Below are 17046 nucleotides of genomic sequence, written 5' to 3'. Positions count from 1 at the left end.
CCGGACGACCTGCTACGGGAGGCACCCATGCCCCTCACTTTTCGCAAGAGTTTCCGAATCCTGCCCGGGGTTCGGCTGAACATCAACCGGCGCTCCTGGTCCCTCACCACCGGTGGCAGGCACGGGCCGCGGCGCACGCACAGCAGCACCGGACGTCGTACGACATCGGTGGATTTGCCCGGACCTTTCGGGTGGCGTCGAACCCGTACCGCCAGGCGGCGTTGACACCCCGTCACCCGAATGGACCCCCCGGGAGGCGCCATCTCATATCTGAGATAGCCTCAACCTCATGGCAGACGACTACCTCGTACGCATCGGCAAGCTCATCCGTGACGCCCGGCAACACCGTGGCTGGACACAGACGCAGCTGGCCGAGGCGCTCGGCACCAGTCAGAGCGCTGTCAATCGGATCGAGCGCGGCAACCAGAACATCAGCCTTGAGATGATAGCCCGAATCGGTGAAGCCCTGGACAGCGAAATCGTCTCCCTGGGCTACGCGGGCCCGATGCATCTGAGGGTGGTGGGCGGCCGTCGGCTGTCCGGCGCGATCGATGTGAAGACGAGCAAGAACGCGTGCGTGGCCCTGCTGTGCGCCTCACTGCTCAACAAGGGGCGCACGGTGCTGCGCCGGGTCGCCCGCATCGAGGAGGTCTACCGTCTGCTGGAGGTGCTCCAGTCCATCGGCGTGCGCACGCGCTGGATCAACGACGGCGTCGACCTGGAACTGGTGCCCCCGGCCGAGCTGGACATGGGCGCCATAGACGCCGAGGCCGCCGTCCGCACCCGCTCCATCATCATGTTCCTCGGCCCGCTGCTGCACCGTATGGACGCCTTCAAGCTGCCCTACGCCGGCGGCTGCGACCTCGGTACGCGCACCATCGAGCCGCACATGATCGCGCTGCGCCGGTTCGGGCTTGACATCGCGGCCACCGAGGGCCTTTACCACGCCCAGGTTGACCGGTCGATCTCCCCGGACCACCCGATCGTGCTGACCGAGCGCGGGGACACGGTCACCGAGAACGCGCTTTTGGCGGCCGCCCGCCACGACGGCGTGACGACGATCCGCAACGCCTCCTCCAACTACATGGTCCAGGACCTGTGCTTCTTCCTGGAGGCGCTCGGCGTCAAGGTCGAGGGCGTCGGCACCACCACGCTCACCGTGCACGGCGTGCCGACCATCGACGTCGACGTCGACTACTCCCCCTCCGAGGACCCGGTCGAGGCGATGAGCCTGCTGGCGGCCGCGGTGGTGACGGAGTCGGAGCTGACGGTGCGCCGGGTGCCCATCGAGTTCCTGGAGATCGAGCTCGCGGTCCTGGAGGAGATGGGCCTCGACCATGACCGTACGCCCGAGTACTTCGCGGACAACGGCCGCACGCGCCTGGTGGACCTGACCGTCCGGCCCTCCAAGCTGGAGGCGCCGATAGACAAGATCCACCCGATGCCGTTCCCCGGTCTGAACATCGACAACGTCCCGTTCTTCGCGGCCATCGCCGCCGTGGCGTCCGGCAAGACGCTGATCCACGACTGGGTCTACGACAACCGCGCGATCTACCTGACCGACCTCAACCGACTCGGCGGCCGCCTCCAGTTGCTGGACCCGCACCGCGTCCTGGTCGAGGGCCCCACCCGCTGGCGCGCCGCCGAGATGATGTGCCCGCCGGCCCTGCGCCCCGCGGTGGTCGTCCTGCTGGCGATGATGGCGGCGGAGGGCACGTCCGTGCTCCGCAACGTCTATGTCATCAACCGCGGCTACGAGGATCTGGCGGAGCGTCTCAACTCGATCGGCGCGCAGATCGAGATCTTCCGGGACATCTGAGGTCCGGGTCCGCATTCGGTAGTGTCGGACCATGCGAGCAAGCAGGTACGTACGAGCAGGAGGTGCCCTCGGGCAGTTTCTGCTCGTCGTCGTGCTCGCGCTCGGGGTGTTCGTGATGCATACCGTGGGGCATCCCGAGGACTCCTCCCATTCCGGGATGCGGACCGCGTCCCACGCGGCGCCCATGGACCACCCGGCGGACGGCTCGTCCACCCATGAGCCCGCCATGCCGATGGACATGGCCTCGCTGTGCGTGGCCGTGCTCTTCGGCGCCTGGGTGCTCGCCGCGCTGCTGAAGTCGGCGTTCACCCGGCACCGGGACTGGCTGGCCCGGCTGCTCGCCCAGGTCGCCGCTGTCGGGCGGCCCAATCCCCCGCCGCGCGGGCCCGATCTCAACCGACTGTCGGTTCTGCGGCAATAGGCCGAATCCTCCACGGGCGTGAGCCCGTGACTCGGCATGCCCAAGAACGGAACGACACACAAGGTGAGATCACCCATGACTGCAATCAAGCGCGGCCTCGCCGCCGCGAGCCTCGCCGCCGTCGGCGCCCTGTTCCTCGCGGCCTGCGGGGACGACCACACGGACGGCACGGAGCACGGCAGCTCGGCGTCGAAGTCGGCCGAGGACCAAGCCGAAGCCGAGGCCGATGCCTTCAACGACGCGGACGTCGCCTTCGCCCAGATGATGATCCCGCACCACGAACAGGCCCTGGAGATGGCGCAGCTGGCCGACGGACGGGCCTCCGACGCGGAGGTCAAGGAGCTCGCCGGGCAGATCGAGCGGGCCCAGGACCCCGAGATCAGGACGATGAAGGGCTGGCTGGAGTCCTGGAAGCGGCCGACGGCGGCGGACTCGATGCCGGGGATGGACCACGGCTCGGGCCACGGCGGTGACGGCATGATGTCCGACACGGACATGGCAGGGCTCAAGGCCCTCAAGGGCACCGCGTTCGACAAGGCCTTCGCCGAGCTGATGATCGAGCACCACAACGGCGCGATCAGCATGGCCGAGGACGAGCAGAAGGACGGCGAGTACGCCGACGCCAAGAAGATGGCCGACACCATCGTCAAGGGCCAGTCCGCGGAGGTCGAGCAGCTTCAGGCCATCGTCGACCGGCTCTCGTAGGGCGGTAGTCCGGGCTCCGTCGCGTTCTCGCACGCGCGCGGAGCCCGGACGGGCTCACCGGCTCCTCCGACGTAGGGCGAAGCCGCCCACAAGCGCGGCCTTGAGAAGTACGACCGTCAGGACGCCGGCGATCGTCCAGCCGGTCCAGCTCCAGTTCGTCACGACGGCGCTGCCTCGTACCGCGCGGGAAGCCGCAGATGACCGGGGGCCGCACGTGCACTGACGCCCCCCGGGCCCGGTGGGGTCAGCTCTCGACGAAGGTCACGTCCTGCTGCTGCGAGGCGTGGAAGCGGGGCAACGGCAGGCCGCCGCTGGAGTCCAGTTCCATGAGCGTCGCCTCCACATGGGCCGGGCCCGGTTCGAGGGAACCCGGGGACGGCTTGCCGGTGTTCTCCCAGCGGTGCTCCATGCCGTCGCAGATCGCGTGGGTGCCGCCGATGCCGTGGCGCAGACTCGACGAGGGCTTGCCCACCGAGGAGCTGACGAACACCGGGCCCGTGCCGACGCCGCAGCGGTAGGTGCCGGAGAGGGTGACCGTGCCGTCGGCGGCGAGGGTGGCAGTCGGGTCGACGGTCACCGTCTCGTACGGGTCGGCCGGGGCGTCGGGGGCGACGAGCATCAGCAGGGCGGAAGCGGCGGCTGCGCCGAGGGCGGTGCGTACGGGCATGGGGAGACCTTCCGGGTGAGCGGTACTCGGGGGCCTCCACCAGTACCGGGCGCGCGCGCCCAGGCGGGTGATCGTCACTCCTTCGGTGGCGAGTCCGCGCCGACCGTCGTGGACCCGTCCGGGAGTTGTCCCCGCCGCGGCGGAGCCGCATATCGATACGGCCCCGCGCCCCTGTAAGCCGGATCACGTGCCCTACGGCAGCACCGCGAAGCCGTCCAGCTCTACCATCGCCTGGTCGTCCCACAGTCGTACGACCTCCACCACCGCCATCGCCGGGTAGTCCCGTCCCGCCAGCCGCCGCCAGATACCGCCCAGTTCAGGGGCGTGCGCGCGGTACTCCTCGATGTCCGTCGCGTACACCGTGACCCGTGCCAGGTCCGCCGGGGTGCCGCCCGCCGCCCGCAGGGCCGCCAGCAGATTGCCCAGCGCCTTCTCGAACTGGTCCGGGAGCGTGTCGCCCTCGATCTTGCCGTCGGTGTCCAGGGCCGTCTGGCCCGCCAGGAACACCAGCCGGGTGCCCGTGGCCACCACCGCGTGGGAGAAGCCCGTGGGCGGGGACAGCTCGGGCGGGTTGATTCGGTCCGCTGTCATTGACGGGCCTCCAGGTCGGCGTACAACTCCTTGGCGATGATGCCCCGTTGGACCTCGCTCGCGCCCTCGTAGATCCGTGGGGCACGGACCTCCCGGTACAGATGCTCCAGGAGGTGGCCCCGGCGCAGGGCTCGGGCGCCGTGCAGCTGGACGGCCTTGTCCACGACGTACTGCGCCGTCTCGGTCGCGAGCAGTTTCGCCATCGCGGCGCGCTTCGGGACGTCCGGGGCGCCTTCGTCGTACGCCGTCGCCGCCGCGTACACCATCAGTCGGGCCGCCTCGGTGCGCAGGGCCATCTCGGCGACCTGGTGGGCGACCGTCTGAAGGTCCCTCAACTTGCCGCCGAACGCGTCCCGTCGGGTGGAATGGGTCAGGGCCGCGTCCAGGGCCGCTTGTGCCATGCCGACCGCGAAGGCTCCGACGCTGGGACGGAACAGGTTCAGGGTGCCCATCGCCACTCGGAACCCCCGGTCGGGCTCGCCCAGGACGTCGTCGGCCGTCACCGGGACCGCGTCGAAGGCCAGGGTGCCGATGGCGTGCGGGGAGAGCATGTCGAGGGGGGTGCCGGTGAGGCCGGGGCGGTCGGCCGGCACCAGGAACGCGGTCACTCCCCGGGATCCGGCGCCCGGGGTCGTACGGGCGAAGACGGTGTAGAAGTCGGCGTCGGGGGCGTTGGAGATCCAGCACTTCTCGCCGGTGAGGCGCCAGGCGGACGGGCCGTCGGAGGCGGCGGCGAGGGACAGCGCCGCCGCGTCCGAGCCCGCTCCCGGCTCGCTGAGCGCGAACGCGGCCACCGCCGTGCCCTCGCCGACCCTCGGCAGCCAGTGCGCGCGCTGGGCCGGGGTGCCGTGGGCGTGGACCGGGTGGGCGCCGAGGCCCTGGAGGGCGAGCGCGGTCTCCGCCTCCGTACAGGCGTAGGCCAGGGACTCGCGCATCAGGCAGAGGTCCAGGGCGCCGGAGGTGAACAGGCGTGGCAGGAGCCCCAGTTGGCCCAGTTCGGCGATCAGCGGGCGGTTGACCTGGCCGGGCTCACCCTTCTCGGCGAGCGGGCGCAGTCGCTCGGCGGCCAGCAGGCGCAGTTCGGCACACCAGGCGGTCTGTTCCGGTTCGAGTGAGAATGCGGGCATCGCCGTCCTCTCTCCCCGCGGCTGTCGACGGGACCGCAGAGCCACTCCCTCGACGGTATCGCGCACAGTTGACTGCCGTCACCAACACGATACGCTCATCGAGCGAGCCCACCAGGGAGCCCACCAGGCAAGGGGGCGCACCGCCATGAACGTCTCGGCGCATCTCGACACCTTCGCGCGGGACCATCTCCCGCCGTCCGACCAATGGCCCGAGCTCAGCTTCGATCTGCCGGAGCTGCGTTACCCCGAACGGCTGAACTGCGCCGCCGAGCTGCTGCACGGTCCCCCGGACGACCGCCCGGCCTTCCACACCGCCTCCAGCCGCAGCTGGACCTACGGCGAGCTGCGCGCCCGTGTCGACCGGCTCGCGCATCTGCTGACCGACGACCTCGGGGTCGTCCCCGGCAACCGGGTGCTGCTGCGCGGCCCCACCACCCCGTGGCTCGCGGCCTGCTGGCTTGCGGTGCTGAAGGCGGGCGCGGTCGCCGTGACGGTGCTGGCCCAGCAGCGCCCGCACGAGCTGCGCACGATGTGCGACATGGCCGAGGTCAGCCACGCGCTGTGCGACATCCGGGCCGTCGACGATCTCGCCAAGGCGGAGGTACCCGGGCTGCGGATCGCCACCTACGGCGGTGACGCCCCGGACGACTTGCTGAACCGGGCGGCGCCGAGCACGCCGTACACCGCCGTGGACACCGCCTGCGACGACGTGGCGCTGATCGCCTTCACCTCGGGCACCACCGGACGGCCCAAGGGCTGTATGCACTTCCACCGGGATGTGTTGGCGATAGCGGACACCTTCTCCAAATATGTGCTCCAGCCCCATATGGGCGATGTCTTCACCGGCAGTCCCCCGCTCGGCTTCACCTTCGGGCTCGGCGGGCTCGTGGTCTTCCCGCTACGGGCCGGGGCGAGCGCGCTCCTGCTCGAACAGGCCGGTCCCCGGCAGTTGCTGCCCGCCATCGCCGAGCACCGGGTGACGGTGCTGTTCACCGCGCCGACCGCCTATCGCGCGATGCTCGCCGACCTCGACGGGCACGACGTCTCCTCGCTGCGCCGCTGTGTCTCGGCCGGCGAGAACCTGCCCGCCGCCACCTGGCGGGCCTGGCACGAGCGGACCGGGCTGCGCATCATCAACGGCATCGGCGCCACCGAGCTGCTGCACATCTTCGTCTCCGCCGCCGACGAGCACATCAGGCCCGGTACGACCGGGGTGCCGGTCCCCGGCTGGCACGCGCGCGTGGTCGACACCGACGGCCGGGAGAAGCCCGACGGGGAGCCCGGGCTGCTCGCGGTGCGCGGACCGGTCGGCTGCCGCTATCTCGCCGACCCCCGGCAGCGCGAGTACGTGCGCCACGGCTGGAACATCACCGGCGACACCTACGTCCGGGAAAGTGACGGCTACTTCCGCTACGTCGCCCGCGCGGACGACATGATCATCTCGGCCGGGTACAACATCGCGGGCCCCGAGGTCGAGGAGGCGCTGCTGCGCCACCCGGATGTGCTGGAGACGGCGGTCGTGGGCCGACCCGACGCGGCGCGCGGACAGGTCGTGATGGCGTTCGCCGTGCTCAGGCCGGGCGCACGCCGGGACGCGGAGGCACTGCGCGCCTTCGTCAAGGCGGAACTCGCGCCGTACAAGTGCCCACGCGAGATCGTGTTCCTCGACGCCCTGCCGCGCACGGCGACCGGTAAGCTCCAGCGGTTCAAGCTGCGTCTCGCGGCCGACGCCGCGGGTGACCGGCAGTGATGCCGACGACCTAAGATGATCAACGTGTCCGACCAGCATGCACCACGGTCCCTGATCGTCACGCTCTACGGCGCCTACGGCCGCTTCGTGCCCGGCCCGGTGCCCGTCGCCGAACTCATCCGGCTGCTGGCCGCGGTGGGCGTGGACGCTCCCTCGGTGCGCTCGTCGGTGTCCCGGCTCAAACGGCGCGGGCTGCTCGTGCCGGCCCGTACCGCCGAGGGCGCGGCCGGCTACGAACTCTCCCCGGACGCCCGCCAGTTGCTCGACGACGGCGACCGGCGCATCTACGCGACCACGCCGCCCGACGAGGAGGGCTGGGTGCTGGCGGTGTTCTCCGTACCGGAGTCGGAGCGGCAGAAGCGGCACGTCCTGCGCTCCCGGCTGGCGGGCCTCGGCTTCGGCACCGCCGCGCCCGGCGTGTGGATCGCGCCCGCGCGGCTGTACGAGGAGACCCGGCACACCCTGGCCCGGCTGCGCCTGGAGGCGTACGTCGACTTCTTCCGCGGGGAGCATCTCGGCTTCGCGCCGACCGTCGAGGCCGTCACCCGCTGGTGGGACCTGGCGGCCGTCGCCAAGGAGCACGAGGCGTTCCTCGACCGCCACGCGCGCGTGCTGCATGCCTGGGAGCAGCGGTCGGACACCCCGCCCGAGGAGGCCTACCGCGACTACCTCCTCGCCCTGGACTCCTGGCGCCATCTGCCGTACGTCGATCCGGGGCTGCCCGCCCGGCTGCTGCCCGAGGACTGGCCGGGGGTGCGGTCGGCGGCGGTGTTCCGGGCGCTGCACACGCGGCTCAGGGACGCGGGGGCCGTCTTCGCCGGGCTGGGCGACGCCTGATCCCTGTTGTGATCCCAGCCACAACTTCGGTCACTTAGAGAACCCTCAGGCTCCTCCGTTCCTCTTCTCAGATTTCTCACCTAGCGTGCATCGAGTCGCATGCCAGGTAAGAAAAAGAGGACTGTTGCGTATGACCACCACGGCAAGGGCTCAGGGAGCCACGATCTGGCTCACCGGGCTGCCGAGCTCGGGCAAGACGACGGTCGCCCGTCTGCTGGGCGACCGGCTGAAGGCCGAGGGACATCGCGTGGAGGTCCTCGACGGCGACGAGATACGCCGCTTCCTCTCCGCGGGCCTGGGCTTCTCCAAGGAGGACCGCAACACCAATGTGCAGCGGATCGGCCTGGTCTCCGAGGTGCTGGCCCGCAACGGCGTGCTCTCCGTCGTCCCCGTGATCGCCCCCTACACCGACAGCCGCGAGGCGGTGCGCCGACGTCATGAGGCGAGCGGGACGCCGTACATCGAGGTCCATGTCGCCACTCCGGTCGAGGTGTGCAGCGAGCGGGACGTGAAGGGGCTCTACGCCAAGCAGGCCTCGGGCGAGCTGTCCGGTCTCACCGGCGTCGACGATCCCTACGAGCCGCCGGTGGACCCGGCGCTGGTGTTGCGGACGCAGGAGCAGAGCCCAGGCGAATCCGCGGACGCCGTGTACGCGGTGCTGGTGGAGCGGGGGCTGGTGTGAGTTCCTTCGGCCTTTCTCACCTGGACGCCCTGGAGTCCGAGGCGGTCCACATCTTCCGCGAGGTGGCGGGCGAGTTCGAGCGGCCGGTGATCCTTTTCTCCGGCGGCAAGGACTCGATCGTCATGCTGTATCTGGCGCTGAAGGCGTTCGCGCCGGCGCCGGTGCCGTTCTCGCTGCTGCATGTGGACACCGGGCACAACTTCCCCGAGGTGCTCGACTACCGGGACCGTGTGGTGACGGCACATGGGCTGCGGCTCCATGTGGCCTCCGTACAGGACTACATCGACCGGGGTGTGCTGCGCGAACGTGCCGACGGGACGCGGAATCCACTCCAGACCCTGCCGTTGACGGAGAAGATCCAGTCCGAGCGCTTCGACGCGGTGTTCGGCGGTGGGCGGCGCGACGAGGAGAAGGCGCGGGCCAAGGAGCGGGTGTTCTCGCTGCGGGACGAGTTCTCGCAGTGGGACCCGCGTCGGCAGCGGCCGGAGCTGTGGAATCTGTACAACGGGCGGCACGCTCCCGGCGAGCATGTGCGGGTGTTCCCGCTGTCCAACTGGACCGAGCTGGACGTCTGGCAGTACATCGCCCGGGAGGGGATCGAGCTGCCCGAGATCTACTACGCCCATCACCGTGAGGTGTTCGCGCGGGGCGGCATGTGGCTGACCGCCGGTGAGTGGGGCGGGCCCAGGGCCGGTGAGACCGTCGAGAAGCGTCAGGTGCGCTATCGCACGGTCGGCGACATGTCCTGCACCGGCGCGGTGGACTCCGATGCCGACACCATCGAGAAGGTGATCGCCGAGATCGCCGCGTCCCGGCTCACCGAGCGGGGCGCCACCCGCGCGGACGACAAGCTGTCCGAGGCCGCGATGGAAGACCGTAAGCGCGAGGGGTACTTCTAAGCATGAGCACGACCATCGACACCCTGCGTTTCGCCACGGCCGGTTCCGTCGACGACGGCAAGTCCACGCTCGTGGGGCGGCTGTTGCACGACTCCAAGTCGGTGCTGGCCGACCAGTTGGAGGCGGTGGAGCACGCGTCCCGCAACCGTGGTCAGGACGCCCCTGACCTGGCGCTGCTGACCGACGGTCTGCGCGCCGAGCGGGAGCAGGGCATCACCATCGATGTCGCCTACCGCTACTTCGCCACCCCGCGCAGGCGGTTCATCCTCGCCGACACCCCCGGCCATGTGCAGTACACGCGGAACATGGTCACGGGCGCCTCCACGGCCGAGCTGGCGATCATCCTCGTGGACGCCCGGAACGGGGTCGTCGAGCAGACGCGTCGGCATGCCGCCGTGGCCGGGCTGTTGCGGGTCCCGCATGTCGTGCTCGCCGTCAACAAGATGGACCTCGTCGGGTACGAGGAGCAGGTGTTCGAACGGATCGTCGAGGACTTCGCGGGCCACGCCGCCGAGTTGGGGCTGCCCGGGTTCACTCCGATCCCGGTGTCGGCGCTCGTCGGCGACAACGTGGTGGAGCGCTCGGCGCACATGGACTGGTACCTGGGTCCGTCCCTGCTGGAGTTCCTGGAGGAGGTCCCCGTCGGCGTCGAGGCGGCGGACGCCCCGGCCCGCTTCCCGGTGCAGTACGTCATCCGGGACGGCGAAGCCCGGTACTGCGCGGGCCAGTTGGTGTCCGGCGCGCTGCGTGTCGGTGACCGGGTCACGGTGCACCCCTCCGGAGAGACCTCGCAGATCACGGGCATCGATGTGCTCGGCTCCGCCCAGGACGTGGCGTACGCGCCGCAGTCGATCAGCGTACGGCTGGCCGATCAGCGGGACGTGTCGCGCGGCGACATGATCACGGCGGGGGTGGCGGTGCCGGCGCTGACGCGGGAGGTCCGGGCGGCGGTGTGCCATCTGGCTGACCGTCCGCTCAGGGTGGGCGACCGGGTCCTGGTCCGGCACACGACACGGACCGTGAAGGCGATCGTCCAGGATCTCGGGGGCGCGACGGAGCTCACGGCGAACGACCTGGGCCGCATCGTGCTGCGCACCGCGGAGCCGCTGGCGGTGGACGACTATGGGGTCTCCCGGCGAACGGGAGCGTTCATTGTGATCGACCCGGCGGACGGGGCGACGCTTACCGCGGGGATGGTCGAGCTGTAACTCGGCGTACCGCGGGCGGACGCCCTCAAGTCCCGAGCGTCAGGCGGGGCTTGGGGGCGTCTGTTCTGCCTGTCCGGGGGCGGCGGCTGCCTGCTCGGTAGGGGGCCGGCCAGAGCACTCCCGGGCCCTCGTACGACTGTTCCGCCGCCGCGTGCAGGGTCCAGTGCGGGTCGTAGAGGTGCGGGCGGGCCAGGGCACACAGGTCGGTACGGCCCGCCAGAAGCAGGGAGTTGACGTCGTCCCACGACGAGATCGCGCCCACCGCTATCACCGGGATGCCGGTGCTGTTGCGGATGCGGTCGGCGTACGGCGTCTGGTACGAGCGCCCGTACTCCGGTTGCTCCTCGGCCACGACCTGCCCTGTTGACACGTCGATCGCGTCGGCGCCGTGCGCGGCGAAGGCTCGGGCGATCTCGACGGCGTCCTCGGCACAGGTACCGCCCTCGGCCCAGTCCGTGGCGGAGATACGGACGGTCATGGGCCGTTCCTCCGGCCATACGCCCCGTATCGCGTCGAAGACCTCCAGCGGGAAGCGCAGCCGCTTCTCCAGGGAGCCACCGTAGGCGTCGGTGCGGCGGTTGGTCAGCGGGGAGAGGAAGCCGGAGAGCAGATAGCCGTGCGCGCAGTGGAGTTCGAGGAGATCGAAGCCCGCCCGGGCCGCACGCCAGGCCGCCGCCGTGAACTGCTCGCGCAGGTCGGTGAGTTGGGCGCGGGAGAGTTCGCGCGGGGTCTGGTTCTCGGGTGTGTACGGGATCGGGGACGCGGCCACGAGCGGCCAGTTGCCGTCGGGGAGCGGCTCGTCGATGCCTTCCCACATCAGCTTGGTCGAGCCCTTGCGCCCGCTGTGCCCGAGCTGCACACCGATCGCCGTACCGGGCGCCTGTGTGTGCACGAAGTCGGTGATCCGACGCCAGGCCTCGGCCTGCTTGCCGTTGTAGAGGCCCGTACAGCCGGGGGTGATCCGGCCCTCGGGGCTGACACACACCATCTCGGTCATCACCAGGCCCGCGCCCCCGAGCGCACGGGCGCCCAGGTGGACCAGATGGAAGTCGCCGGGCAGTCCGTCCACGGCCGAGTACATGTCCATCGGCGAGACGACGACCCGGTTGCGCAGGGTCAGACCGCGCAGCCGGAACGGGGTGAACATGGGCGGCGTACCCGGCGGGCAGCCGAAGGCGCGCTCCACCGATTCCGTGAAACCGGCGTCGCGCAGGCGGAGGTTGTCGTGGGTGACGCGGCGGCTGCGGGTGAGGAGGTTGAAGGCGAACTGGCGCGGGGGCTGGCCGAGGTAGAGGGCGATGTTCTCGAACCACTCCAGGCTGGCGCGGGCGGCGCGCTGGGTGGAGGCGACGACGGGTTTGCGTTCCTCCTCGTACGCCCTCAGCGCGCCGGGGATGTCGGGGTGCTCCTCAAGACAGGCGGCGAGCGCGAGGGCGTCCTCCACGGCCAGCTTCGTGCCGGAGCCGATGGAGAAGTGGGCGGTGTGGGCGGCGTCGCCCAGCAGCACGATGTTCTCGTGGGACCAGCGTTCGTTGACGACCGTGCGGAAGGTCGTCCAGGCGGATTTGTTGGAGCGCAGGGGATGCCCGCGCAGGGCTTCCGCGAAGATCTTGGCGCAGCTCTCGATCGACTCCTGCGGGTCGAGTTCCTCGAAGCCGGCCGCCCGCCATACCTCCTCGCGCATCTCGACGATGACGGTCGAGGCGTCGGGGGCATAGGGGTAGCCGTGCAGTTGCATCACGCCGTGTTCGGTCTCGGCGATCTCGAAGCGGAAGGCGTCGAAGGCGAAGTCGGTGGCCAGCCAGATATAGCGGCAGTGGTGGGTGGCCACATGGGGGCGGAACACATGGGCGTAGGCCTCGCGGGTGGTGCTGTGCACACCGTCGGCGGCGATGACCAGGTCGTAGGTCTCGGCCAGCCAGGCGGGGTACGGGGCCTCGGAGTCGAAGCGGAGCTCCACGCCGAGGTTCCGGCAGCGGGTGTGCAGGATCTCCAGCAGGCGCCTGCGGCCGAGGGCGGCGAAGCCATGGCCGCCGGAGGTGTGGCGGGTTTCGCGGTGGACGATGTCGATGTCGTCCCAGCGGACGAAGTCCCGTTGCAGGGCCGTGTAGACCTCGGGGTCCGCGTGCTCGATGCCGCCGAGGGTTTCGTCGGAGAGGACGACTCCGAAGCCGAAGGTGTCGTCGGGGGCGTTGCGTTCCCAGACGGTGATGTCCCGGGTGGGGTCCAGGCGTTTGAGAAGGGCGGCCGCGTACAGGCCTCCGGGGCCGCCGCCGATGATCGCCACGCGTAGCGGAGGCATTGCTCAACGCCCCTTCCACTTCGGGGGACGCTTTTGAGTGAAGGCCTTGTGGAACTCCGCGTAGTCCTCGCCCGTCATCAGCAGGGCCTGGGTCGAGGCGTCCAGTTCCACCGCCGGGCCCAGGGGCATGTCCAGCTCCGCCGTCAGCAGTGCCTTCGTCTGGGCGTACGCCAGAGCCGGGCCCTCGGACAGGCGGTGGGCCAGCGCCTGGGCCGCTTCGTCCGCCTTGCCCTCTTCCGTCAGCTCGCTGATCAGGCCGATGCGCTCGGCCTCCTGGGCCCGCACCGGATCGCCCAGCATGAGCAGGCGGGTCGCGTGCCCGAGGCCGACGACCCTCGGCAGCAGGTACGCCGCTCCCATGTCGCCGCCCGACAGGCCGACCCTGGTGAACAGGAAGGCGAAGCGGGCCGAGGGGTCGGCGACGCGGAAGTCGGACGCCAGGGCGAGGACGGCGCCCGCGCCCGCCGCCACGCCGTGGATCGCCGCGATCACCGGGAAGGGGCATTCGCGGATCGCCCGTACCACCTGGCCCGTCATCCGGTTGAAGTCCAGCAGCTGGGCCGTGTCCATGGACAGCGTCGCGCCGATGATCTCGTCCACGTCGCCGCCCGAGCAGAAGCCGCGGCCCTCGCCGGCCAGCACCAGGGCCCGTACCGCCCGCTCCCGGGACAGCTCGGCCAGGAGGTCGCGCAGGTCGGCGTAGGCGCCGAAGGTGAGCGCGTTGAGCTTCTCGGGGCGTTCGAGGGTGACCGTGGCGACGCCGTCGGAGAGGTCCACTCGCAGATGCCGCCAGCGGTCGGTGCGGGCGGCGGAGCCGGTGAAGGGACTCATGGCGGGCGGCCTCCTCGGGCGGACTGCGAGCGGCGCTGTCTCACTGAGGTCTACCCCTCGAAGTTATCACCCATCCGTGACTGTCGTCATGATGCCGCGATACGTCACGGACGCGACCGGGGTGTCACGGCTCGTCGACGCGGCCGTAACGACGGGATCAACGGCGCGAGGCGGACCGTTCGTATGGGTAAGCCGCTGGCTACCGGGCCGAAAGTCCCGGGCGGTGCCCGCCGGACGCCTCTGCCGGGCGGCGCCGTACCATTCATAACGTTGAAAGCAGGACGACGGCCTGCTTGATGAACGGACCCGCCGTGCACGATCGCCTCCCCACCCCCGCCTCCTGGCGCATCGCACTGCCGCACACCACCGCGGCGGTGCCGGTCGCTCGTGCCCTGATCCGTACGGCCCTGGCCGAGCTCGAACACACCGCCGACAGCGACACCGCGGAGCTGCTGACCGCGGAGCTGGTGGCGAACGCCGTGGAGCACACGGCGGGCGAGGGGCCGATAGAGCTGGTGGTGGAGCTGCTGCCGAGCGGCTGCCAGGTCGAGGTGCACGACCCGGACCCTGCGCCGCCGGGGAACCTCACCCACCCGGTCGACGGCGAGCCGGACCCCTGGCAGGAGCATGGCCGGGGCCTGCTGCTGATCCGCGCGCTGAGCTCGTCCTGCGGTCACCGGCCGACGTCGTCGGGGAAGGCCGTGTGGTTCAGGCTGCCGGCGATACCCCCGCAGCGGCGGCCCTCGTAGCCTCCCTCAGCCGAGGGTCGCGACCAGCACGGCCTTGATCGTGTGCATACGGTTCTCCGCCTCGTCGAAGACCACCGAGTGCCGCGACTCGAAGACCTCGTCGGTCACCTCAAGGGAGTCCAGGCCGTGGGTCTCGAAGATCTCGCGGCCCACCTTCGTGCCCAGGTCGTGGAAGGCCGGAAGGCAGTGGAGGAACTTCACGTCCGGCTTTCCGGTGGCGCGCAGGACGTCCATCGTGACCGCGTACGGACCGAGGGCCTTGATCCGCTCGTCCCAGACCTCCTTGGGCTCTCCCATGGAGACCCAGACGTCGGTGGCGACGAAGTCGGCGTCCAGGACGCCCTCCGCCACGGACTCGGTGAGGGTGATCGCGGCGCCGCTGTCCTCGGCGAGCCTGTGCGCCTCGGCGACGACCTCCTCGCTCGGCCAGTACGCCTTGGGCGCGACGATCCGCACGTCCAGGCCGAGCAGCGCGCCGGTGACCAGGTAGGAGTTGCCCATGTTGAAGCGGGCGTCGCCGAGGTAGGCGAGGACGATGCCGTCGTCCAGGGTCTTGGGGGTGTGCTCCAGCATGGTGAGGACGTCGGCGAGCATCTGGGTGGGGTGCCAGTCGTCGGTGAGGCCGTTGTAGACGGGCACGCCGGCGTACGCGGCCAGCTCCTCGACCTTCTCCTGGCTGTCCCCGCGGTACTCGATGGCGTCGAACATCCGCCCGAGCACGCGCGCGGTGTCCTTGACCGACTCCTTGTGCCCGATCTGCGAGCCGGCAGGGTCCAGGTACGTCGTCGAGGCGCCCTGGTCGGCGGCGGCGACCTCGAAGGCGCAGCGGGTACGGGTGGACGTCTTCTCGAAGATCAGCGCGATGTTCTTGCCGCGCAGGTACTGCGGCTCGGTCCCGGCCTTCTTCGCGGCCTTCAGCTCGGCGGCCAGCTCGATCAGACCGCGGAACTCCTCCTCGGTGAAGTCCAGCTCCTTGAGGAAGTGGCGGCCGGCGAGGGCGGTCGGGACTGTCGCCATGGGGGCGCTCCAGAGATACGTGAACTATGACCCTGGAAGTCTATACGATGTTCCACATTTCTATACAGGAGGGCTTTCCATACAGGAAGGCTTCTCTATACAGGCCCACGTTCGACCGGGCAGCTCATACAGCGCGGGCCGCCCCTCCCCCGGCCCAGCTCGCTGCCCGGGATCTCGATGACCTCGATGCCCTGCTTGCGCAGATGGGTGTTGGTGGTGGAGTTCCGTTCGTAGGCCACGACGACGCCGGGCTCGACCGCGAGGACGTTGCAGCCGTCGTCCCACTGCTCCCGCTCGGCCGCGTGGACGTCCTGTGTCGCGGTCAGGACCCGGATCTCGCTCAGCCCGAGGGCGGCGGCGATGGCGCGGTGCATGTGCTCCGGCGGATGGTCGGTGACCTTCAGCTCCTTGCCGTCGACGCCGGGTTCGATGGTGTACGAGCGGAGCATGCCGAGCCCGGCGTACTGGGTGAAGGTGTCGCCGTCGACCATCGTCATCACGGTGTCGAGGTGCATGAAGGCGCGCCGCTTGGGCATGTCGAGCGCCACGATCGACTCGGCGGAGCCCGCGGCGAACAGCTTGTACGCCAGCATCTCCACGGCCTGGGGCGTGGTTCTCTCGCTCATGCCGATCAGCACGGCGCCGTTGCCGATCACCAGGACGTCACCGCCCTCGATGGTGGACGGGTAGTCGGCCTGCCCCTCGGACCAGACATGGAACGTCTCGTCACGGAACAGCGGATGGTGCCGGTAGATCGCCTCGAAGTGCACGGTCTCGCGCTGGCGGGCCGGCCAGCGCATGGCGTTGACGGAGACGCCGTCGTAGATCCAGGCGGAGGTGTCACGGGTGAAGATGTGGTTGGGCAGGGGCGCGAGGAGGAAGTCGTCGAGCTCCATGGCGTGGAAGCGCACGGAGGTCGGCTCCGGGTGCGCGTCCAGGAACTCCCGCTTGGTCATACCGCCGACCAGGGCCTCGGCCAGCTCGGGCGCGGGCAGGTTCTCGAAGGCGGCGCGCAGATGGTCGGTGGCGAGGACGCCGTACTCCTTCTCGTCGAAGACGCGGTCCAGGACGAGGCTGCGGGCCGCCGGGATCGCCAGGGCCTCGGTGAGCAGGTCGCCGAAGAGGTGGACGGTGACGCCGCGGTCGCGCAGGACGTCGGCGAATCCGTCGTGCTCGGCGCGCGCCCGGCGCACCCAGAGCACATCGTCGAAGAGCAGCGCGTCCTTGTTGCTGGGGGTGAGCCTTTTGAGCTCCAGATCCGGCCGGTGCAGGATGACGCGGCTGAGCCGCCCGGCCTCGGAGTCGACATGGAATGCCATGACTCCATCCTGACCACCGATGGCCGTCTTCACCCCACTTCCGCGCGTTCTTGTCGCAACCTGAAACGTTGCAGGTACCCCATGGATCTCTCCCCGCCGATGCTGAAGGGGCCGAGGAGCCG

The 17046-nt window shown here is 70.2% G+C and carries 17 protein-coding genes; 10 read left to right on the top strand and 7 right to left on the bottom strand.

The window, feature by feature from the left end; translation table 11 throughout:
- Positions 1-27: 27 nt before the first annotated feature.
- The 4 genes from H4N64_RS09935 (at position 28) to H4N64_RS09920 (ending at position 2945) form a co-directional block, all read left to right on the top strand.
- Positions 28-225: a DUF4236 domain-containing protein gene (locus H4N64_RS09935; RefSeq protein ID WP_186281836.1), complete on the top strand. Its 198-nt coding sequence runs from the start codon at positions 28-30 to the stop codon at positions 223-225.
- A 64-nt stretch (positions 226-289) separates the two neighbouring features.
- Complete coding sequence (locus H4N64_RS09930; protein WP_186281835.1) at positions 290-1819, top strand: helix-turn-helix domain-containing protein; 1530 nt, start codon at positions 290-292, stop codon at positions 1817-1819.
- A gap of 31 nt (positions 1820-1850) precedes the next feature.
- A complete protein-coding gene (locus H4N64_RS09925) occupies positions 1851-2240 on the top strand; it encodes a DUF6153 family protein (RefSeq protein WP_186281834.1) in 390 nt (129 codons plus the stop codon).
- A gap of 75 nt (positions 2241-2315) precedes the next feature.
- Entirely contained in the window at positions 2316-2945 is a 630-nt protein-coding gene (locus tag H4N64_RS09920) for a DUF305 domain-containing protein (protein ID WP_186281833.1), read from the top strand.
- 244 nt (positions 2946-3189) lie between these two features.
- Here the strand turns inward: H4N64_RS09920 and H4N64_RS09915 are convergent, their stop codons facing one another.
- The 3 genes from H4N64_RS09915 to H4N64_RS09905 all read right to left on the bottom strand — a co-directional run bounded on the left by H4N64_RS09915 (position 3190) and on the right by H4N64_RS09905 (position 5330).
- On the bottom strand, positions 3190-3612 hold the full coding sequence (locus H4N64_RS09915) for a DUF6299 family protein (protein WP_186281832.1): 423 nt from the start codon (positions 3610-3612) through the stop codon (positions 3190-3192).
- 192 nt (positions 3613-3804) lie between these two features.
- Positions 3805-4203: a RidA family protein gene (locus H4N64_RS09910; RefSeq protein WP_186281831.1), complete on the bottom strand. Its 399-nt coding sequence runs from the start codon at positions 4201-4203 to the stop codon at positions 3805-3807.
- Entirely contained in the window at positions 4200-5330 is a 1131-nt protein-coding gene (locus tag H4N64_RS09905) for an acyl-CoA dehydrogenase family protein (protein WP_186281830.1), read from the bottom strand. Before H4N64_RS09905 ends, H4N64_RS09910 begins: the two co-directional genes overlap by 4 nt.
- A 145-nt stretch (positions 5331-5475) precedes the next feature.
- Here H4N64_RS09905 and H4N64_RS09900 point away from each other — a divergent pair, with 145 nt between their 5' ends.
- The 5 genes from H4N64_RS09900 (at position 5476) to H4N64_RS09880 (ending at position 10706) form a co-directional block, all read left to right on the top strand.
- Positions 5476-7080: an AMP-binding protein gene (locus tag H4N64_RS09900; RefSeq protein WP_186281829.1), complete on the top strand. Its 1605-nt coding sequence runs from the start codon at positions 5476-5478 to the stop codon at positions 7078-7080.
- Between the two features lie 15 nt (positions 7081-7095).
- Positions 7096-7917: a PaaX family transcriptional regulator gene (locus tag H4N64_RS09895; RefSeq protein WP_186281828.1), complete on the top strand. Its 822-nt coding sequence runs from the start codon at positions 7096-7098 to the stop codon at positions 7915-7917.
- A 130-nt stretch (positions 7918-8047) separates the two neighbouring features.
- Complete coding sequence (cysC, locus tag H4N64_RS09890; RefSeq protein WP_186281827.1) at positions 8048-8599, top strand: adenylyl-sulfate kinase; 552 nt, start codon at positions 8048-8050, stop codon at positions 8597-8599.
- A complete protein-coding gene (gene cysD, locus H4N64_RS09885) occupies positions 8596-9498 on the top strand; it encodes a sulfate adenylyltransferase subunit CysD (RefSeq protein WP_186281826.1) in 903 nt (300 codons plus the stop codon). Before cysC ends, cysD begins: the two co-directional genes overlap by 4 nt.
- A 2-nt stretch (positions 9499-9500) precedes the next feature.
- Complete coding sequence (locus tag H4N64_RS09880) at positions 9501-10706, top strand: sulfate adenylyltransferase subunit 1 (RefSeq protein ID WP_186281825.1); 1206 nt, start codon at positions 9501-9503, stop codon at positions 10704-10706.
- A gap of 25 nt (positions 10707-10731) precedes the next feature.
- Here the strand turns inward: H4N64_RS09880 and H4N64_RS09875 are convergent, their stop codons facing one another.
- Together H4N64_RS09875 and H4N64_RS09870 are read right to left on the bottom strand one after the other, a co-directional pair.
- On the bottom strand, positions 10732-13008 hold the full coding sequence (locus tag H4N64_RS09875; protein WP_186281824.1) for a bifunctional salicylyl-CoA 5-hydroxylase/oxidoreductase: 2277 nt from the start codon (positions 13006-13008) through the stop codon (positions 10732-10734).
- 3 nt (positions 13009-13011) lie between these two features.
- Positions 13012-13839 (bottom strand): enoyl-CoA hydratase family protein, encoded by an 828-nt coding sequence (locus H4N64_RS09870; protein ID WP_186281823.1) that lies wholly within the window; start codon positions 13837-13839, stop codon positions 13012-13014.
- Between the two features lie 296 nt (positions 13840-14135).
- On the opposite strand from H4N64_RS09870, the gene H4N64_RS09865 reads away from it, so the two are divergent.
- Complete coding sequence (locus H4N64_RS09865; protein WP_186281822.1) at positions 14136-14588, top strand: ATP-binding protein; 453 nt, start codon at positions 14136-14138, stop codon at positions 14586-14588.
- Between the two features lie 6 nt (positions 14589-14594).
- Here H4N64_RS09865 and argF read toward each other — a convergent pair whose 3' ends face one another.
- Both argF and H4N64_RS09855 read right to left on the bottom strand, forming a co-directional pair.
- Entirely contained in the window at positions 14595-15605 is a 1011-nt protein-coding gene (argF, locus tag H4N64_RS09860) for an ornithine carbamoyltransferase (protein WP_186281821.1), read from the bottom strand.
- Between the two features lie 95 nt (positions 15606-15700).
- Entirely contained in the window at positions 15701-16924 is a 1224-nt protein-coding gene (locus tag H4N64_RS09855; protein ID WP_186281820.1) for an arginine deiminase, read from the bottom strand.
- Positions 16925-17046 lie beyond the last annotated feature (122 nt).

The organism is Streptomyces cupreus, from assembly GCF_014257025.1.
Classification (GTDB): domain Bacteria; phylum Actinomycetota; class Actinomycetes; order Streptomycetales; family Streptomycetaceae; genus Streptomyces; species Streptomyces cupreus.
The sequence above is the reverse complement of the archived record's forward strand: the minus strand, read 5'-3'. Positions and strand labels throughout refer to the sequence as shown.

Excerpts from the sequence above, each read along its gene's own strand:
- H4N64_RS09935 (WP_186281836.1), top strand. The coding sequence starts at position 28 with ATGCCCCTCACTTTTCGCAAGAGTTTCCGAATCCTGCCCGGGGTTCGG.
- H4N64_RS09930 (WP_186281835.1), top strand. The coding sequence starts at position 290 with ATGGCAGACGACTACCTCGTACGCATCGGCAAGCTCATCCGTGACGCC.
- H4N64_RS09925 (WP_186281834.1), top strand. The coding sequence starts at position 1,851 with ATGCGAGCAAGCAGGTACGTACGAGCAGGAGGTGCCCTCGGGCAGTTT.
- H4N64_RS09920 (WP_186281833.1), top strand. The coding sequence starts at position 2,316 with ATGACTGCAATCAAGCGCGGCCTCGCCGCCGCGAGCCTCGCCGCCGTC.
- H4N64_RS09915 (WP_186281832.1), bottom strand. The coding sequence starts at position 3,612 with ATGCCCGTACGCACCGCCCTCGGCGCAGCCGCCGCTTCCGCCCTGCTG.
- H4N64_RS09910 (WP_186281831.1), bottom strand. The coding sequence starts at position 4,203 with ATGACAGCGGACCGAATCAACCCGCCCGAGCTGTCCCCGCCCACGGGC.
- H4N64_RS09905 (WP_186281830.1), bottom strand. The coding sequence starts at position 5,330 with ATGCCCGCATTCTCACTCGAACCGGAACAGACCGCCTGGTGTGCCGAA.
- H4N64_RS09900 (WP_186281829.1), top strand. The coding sequence starts at position 5,476 with ATGAACGTCTCGGCGCATCTCGACACCTTCGCGCGGGACCATCTCCCG.
- H4N64_RS09895 (WP_186281828.1), top strand. The coding sequence starts at position 7,096 with ATGATCAACGTGTCCGACCAGCATGCACCACGGTCCCTGATCGTCACG.
- cysC (WP_186281827.1), top strand. The coding sequence starts at position 8,048 with ATGACCACCACGGCAAGGGCTCAGGGAGCCACGATCTGGCTCACCGGG.
- H4N64_RS09880 (WP_186281825.1), top strand. The coding sequence starts at position 9,501 with ATGAGCACGACCATCGACACCCTGCGTTTCGCCACGGCCGGTTCCGTC.
- H4N64_RS09875 (WP_186281824.1), bottom strand. The coding sequence starts at position 13,008 with ATGCCTCCGCTACGCGTGGCGATCATCGGCGGCGGCCCCGGAGGCCTG.
- H4N64_RS09870 (WP_186281823.1), bottom strand. The coding sequence starts at position 13,839 with ATGAGTCCCTTCACCGGCTCCGCCGCCCGCACCGACCGCTGGCGGCAT.
- H4N64_RS09865 (WP_186281822.1), top strand. The coding sequence starts at position 14,136 with ATGAACGGACCCGCCGTGCACGATCGCCTCCCCACCCCCGCCTCCTGG.
- argF (WP_186281821.1), bottom strand. The coding sequence starts at position 15,605 with ATGGCGACAGTCCCGACCGCCCTCGCCGGCCGCCACTTCCTCAAGGAG.
- H4N64_RS09855 (WP_186281820.1), bottom strand. The coding sequence starts at position 16,924 with ATGGCATTCCATGTCGACTCCGAGGCCGGGCGGCTCAGCCGCGTCATC.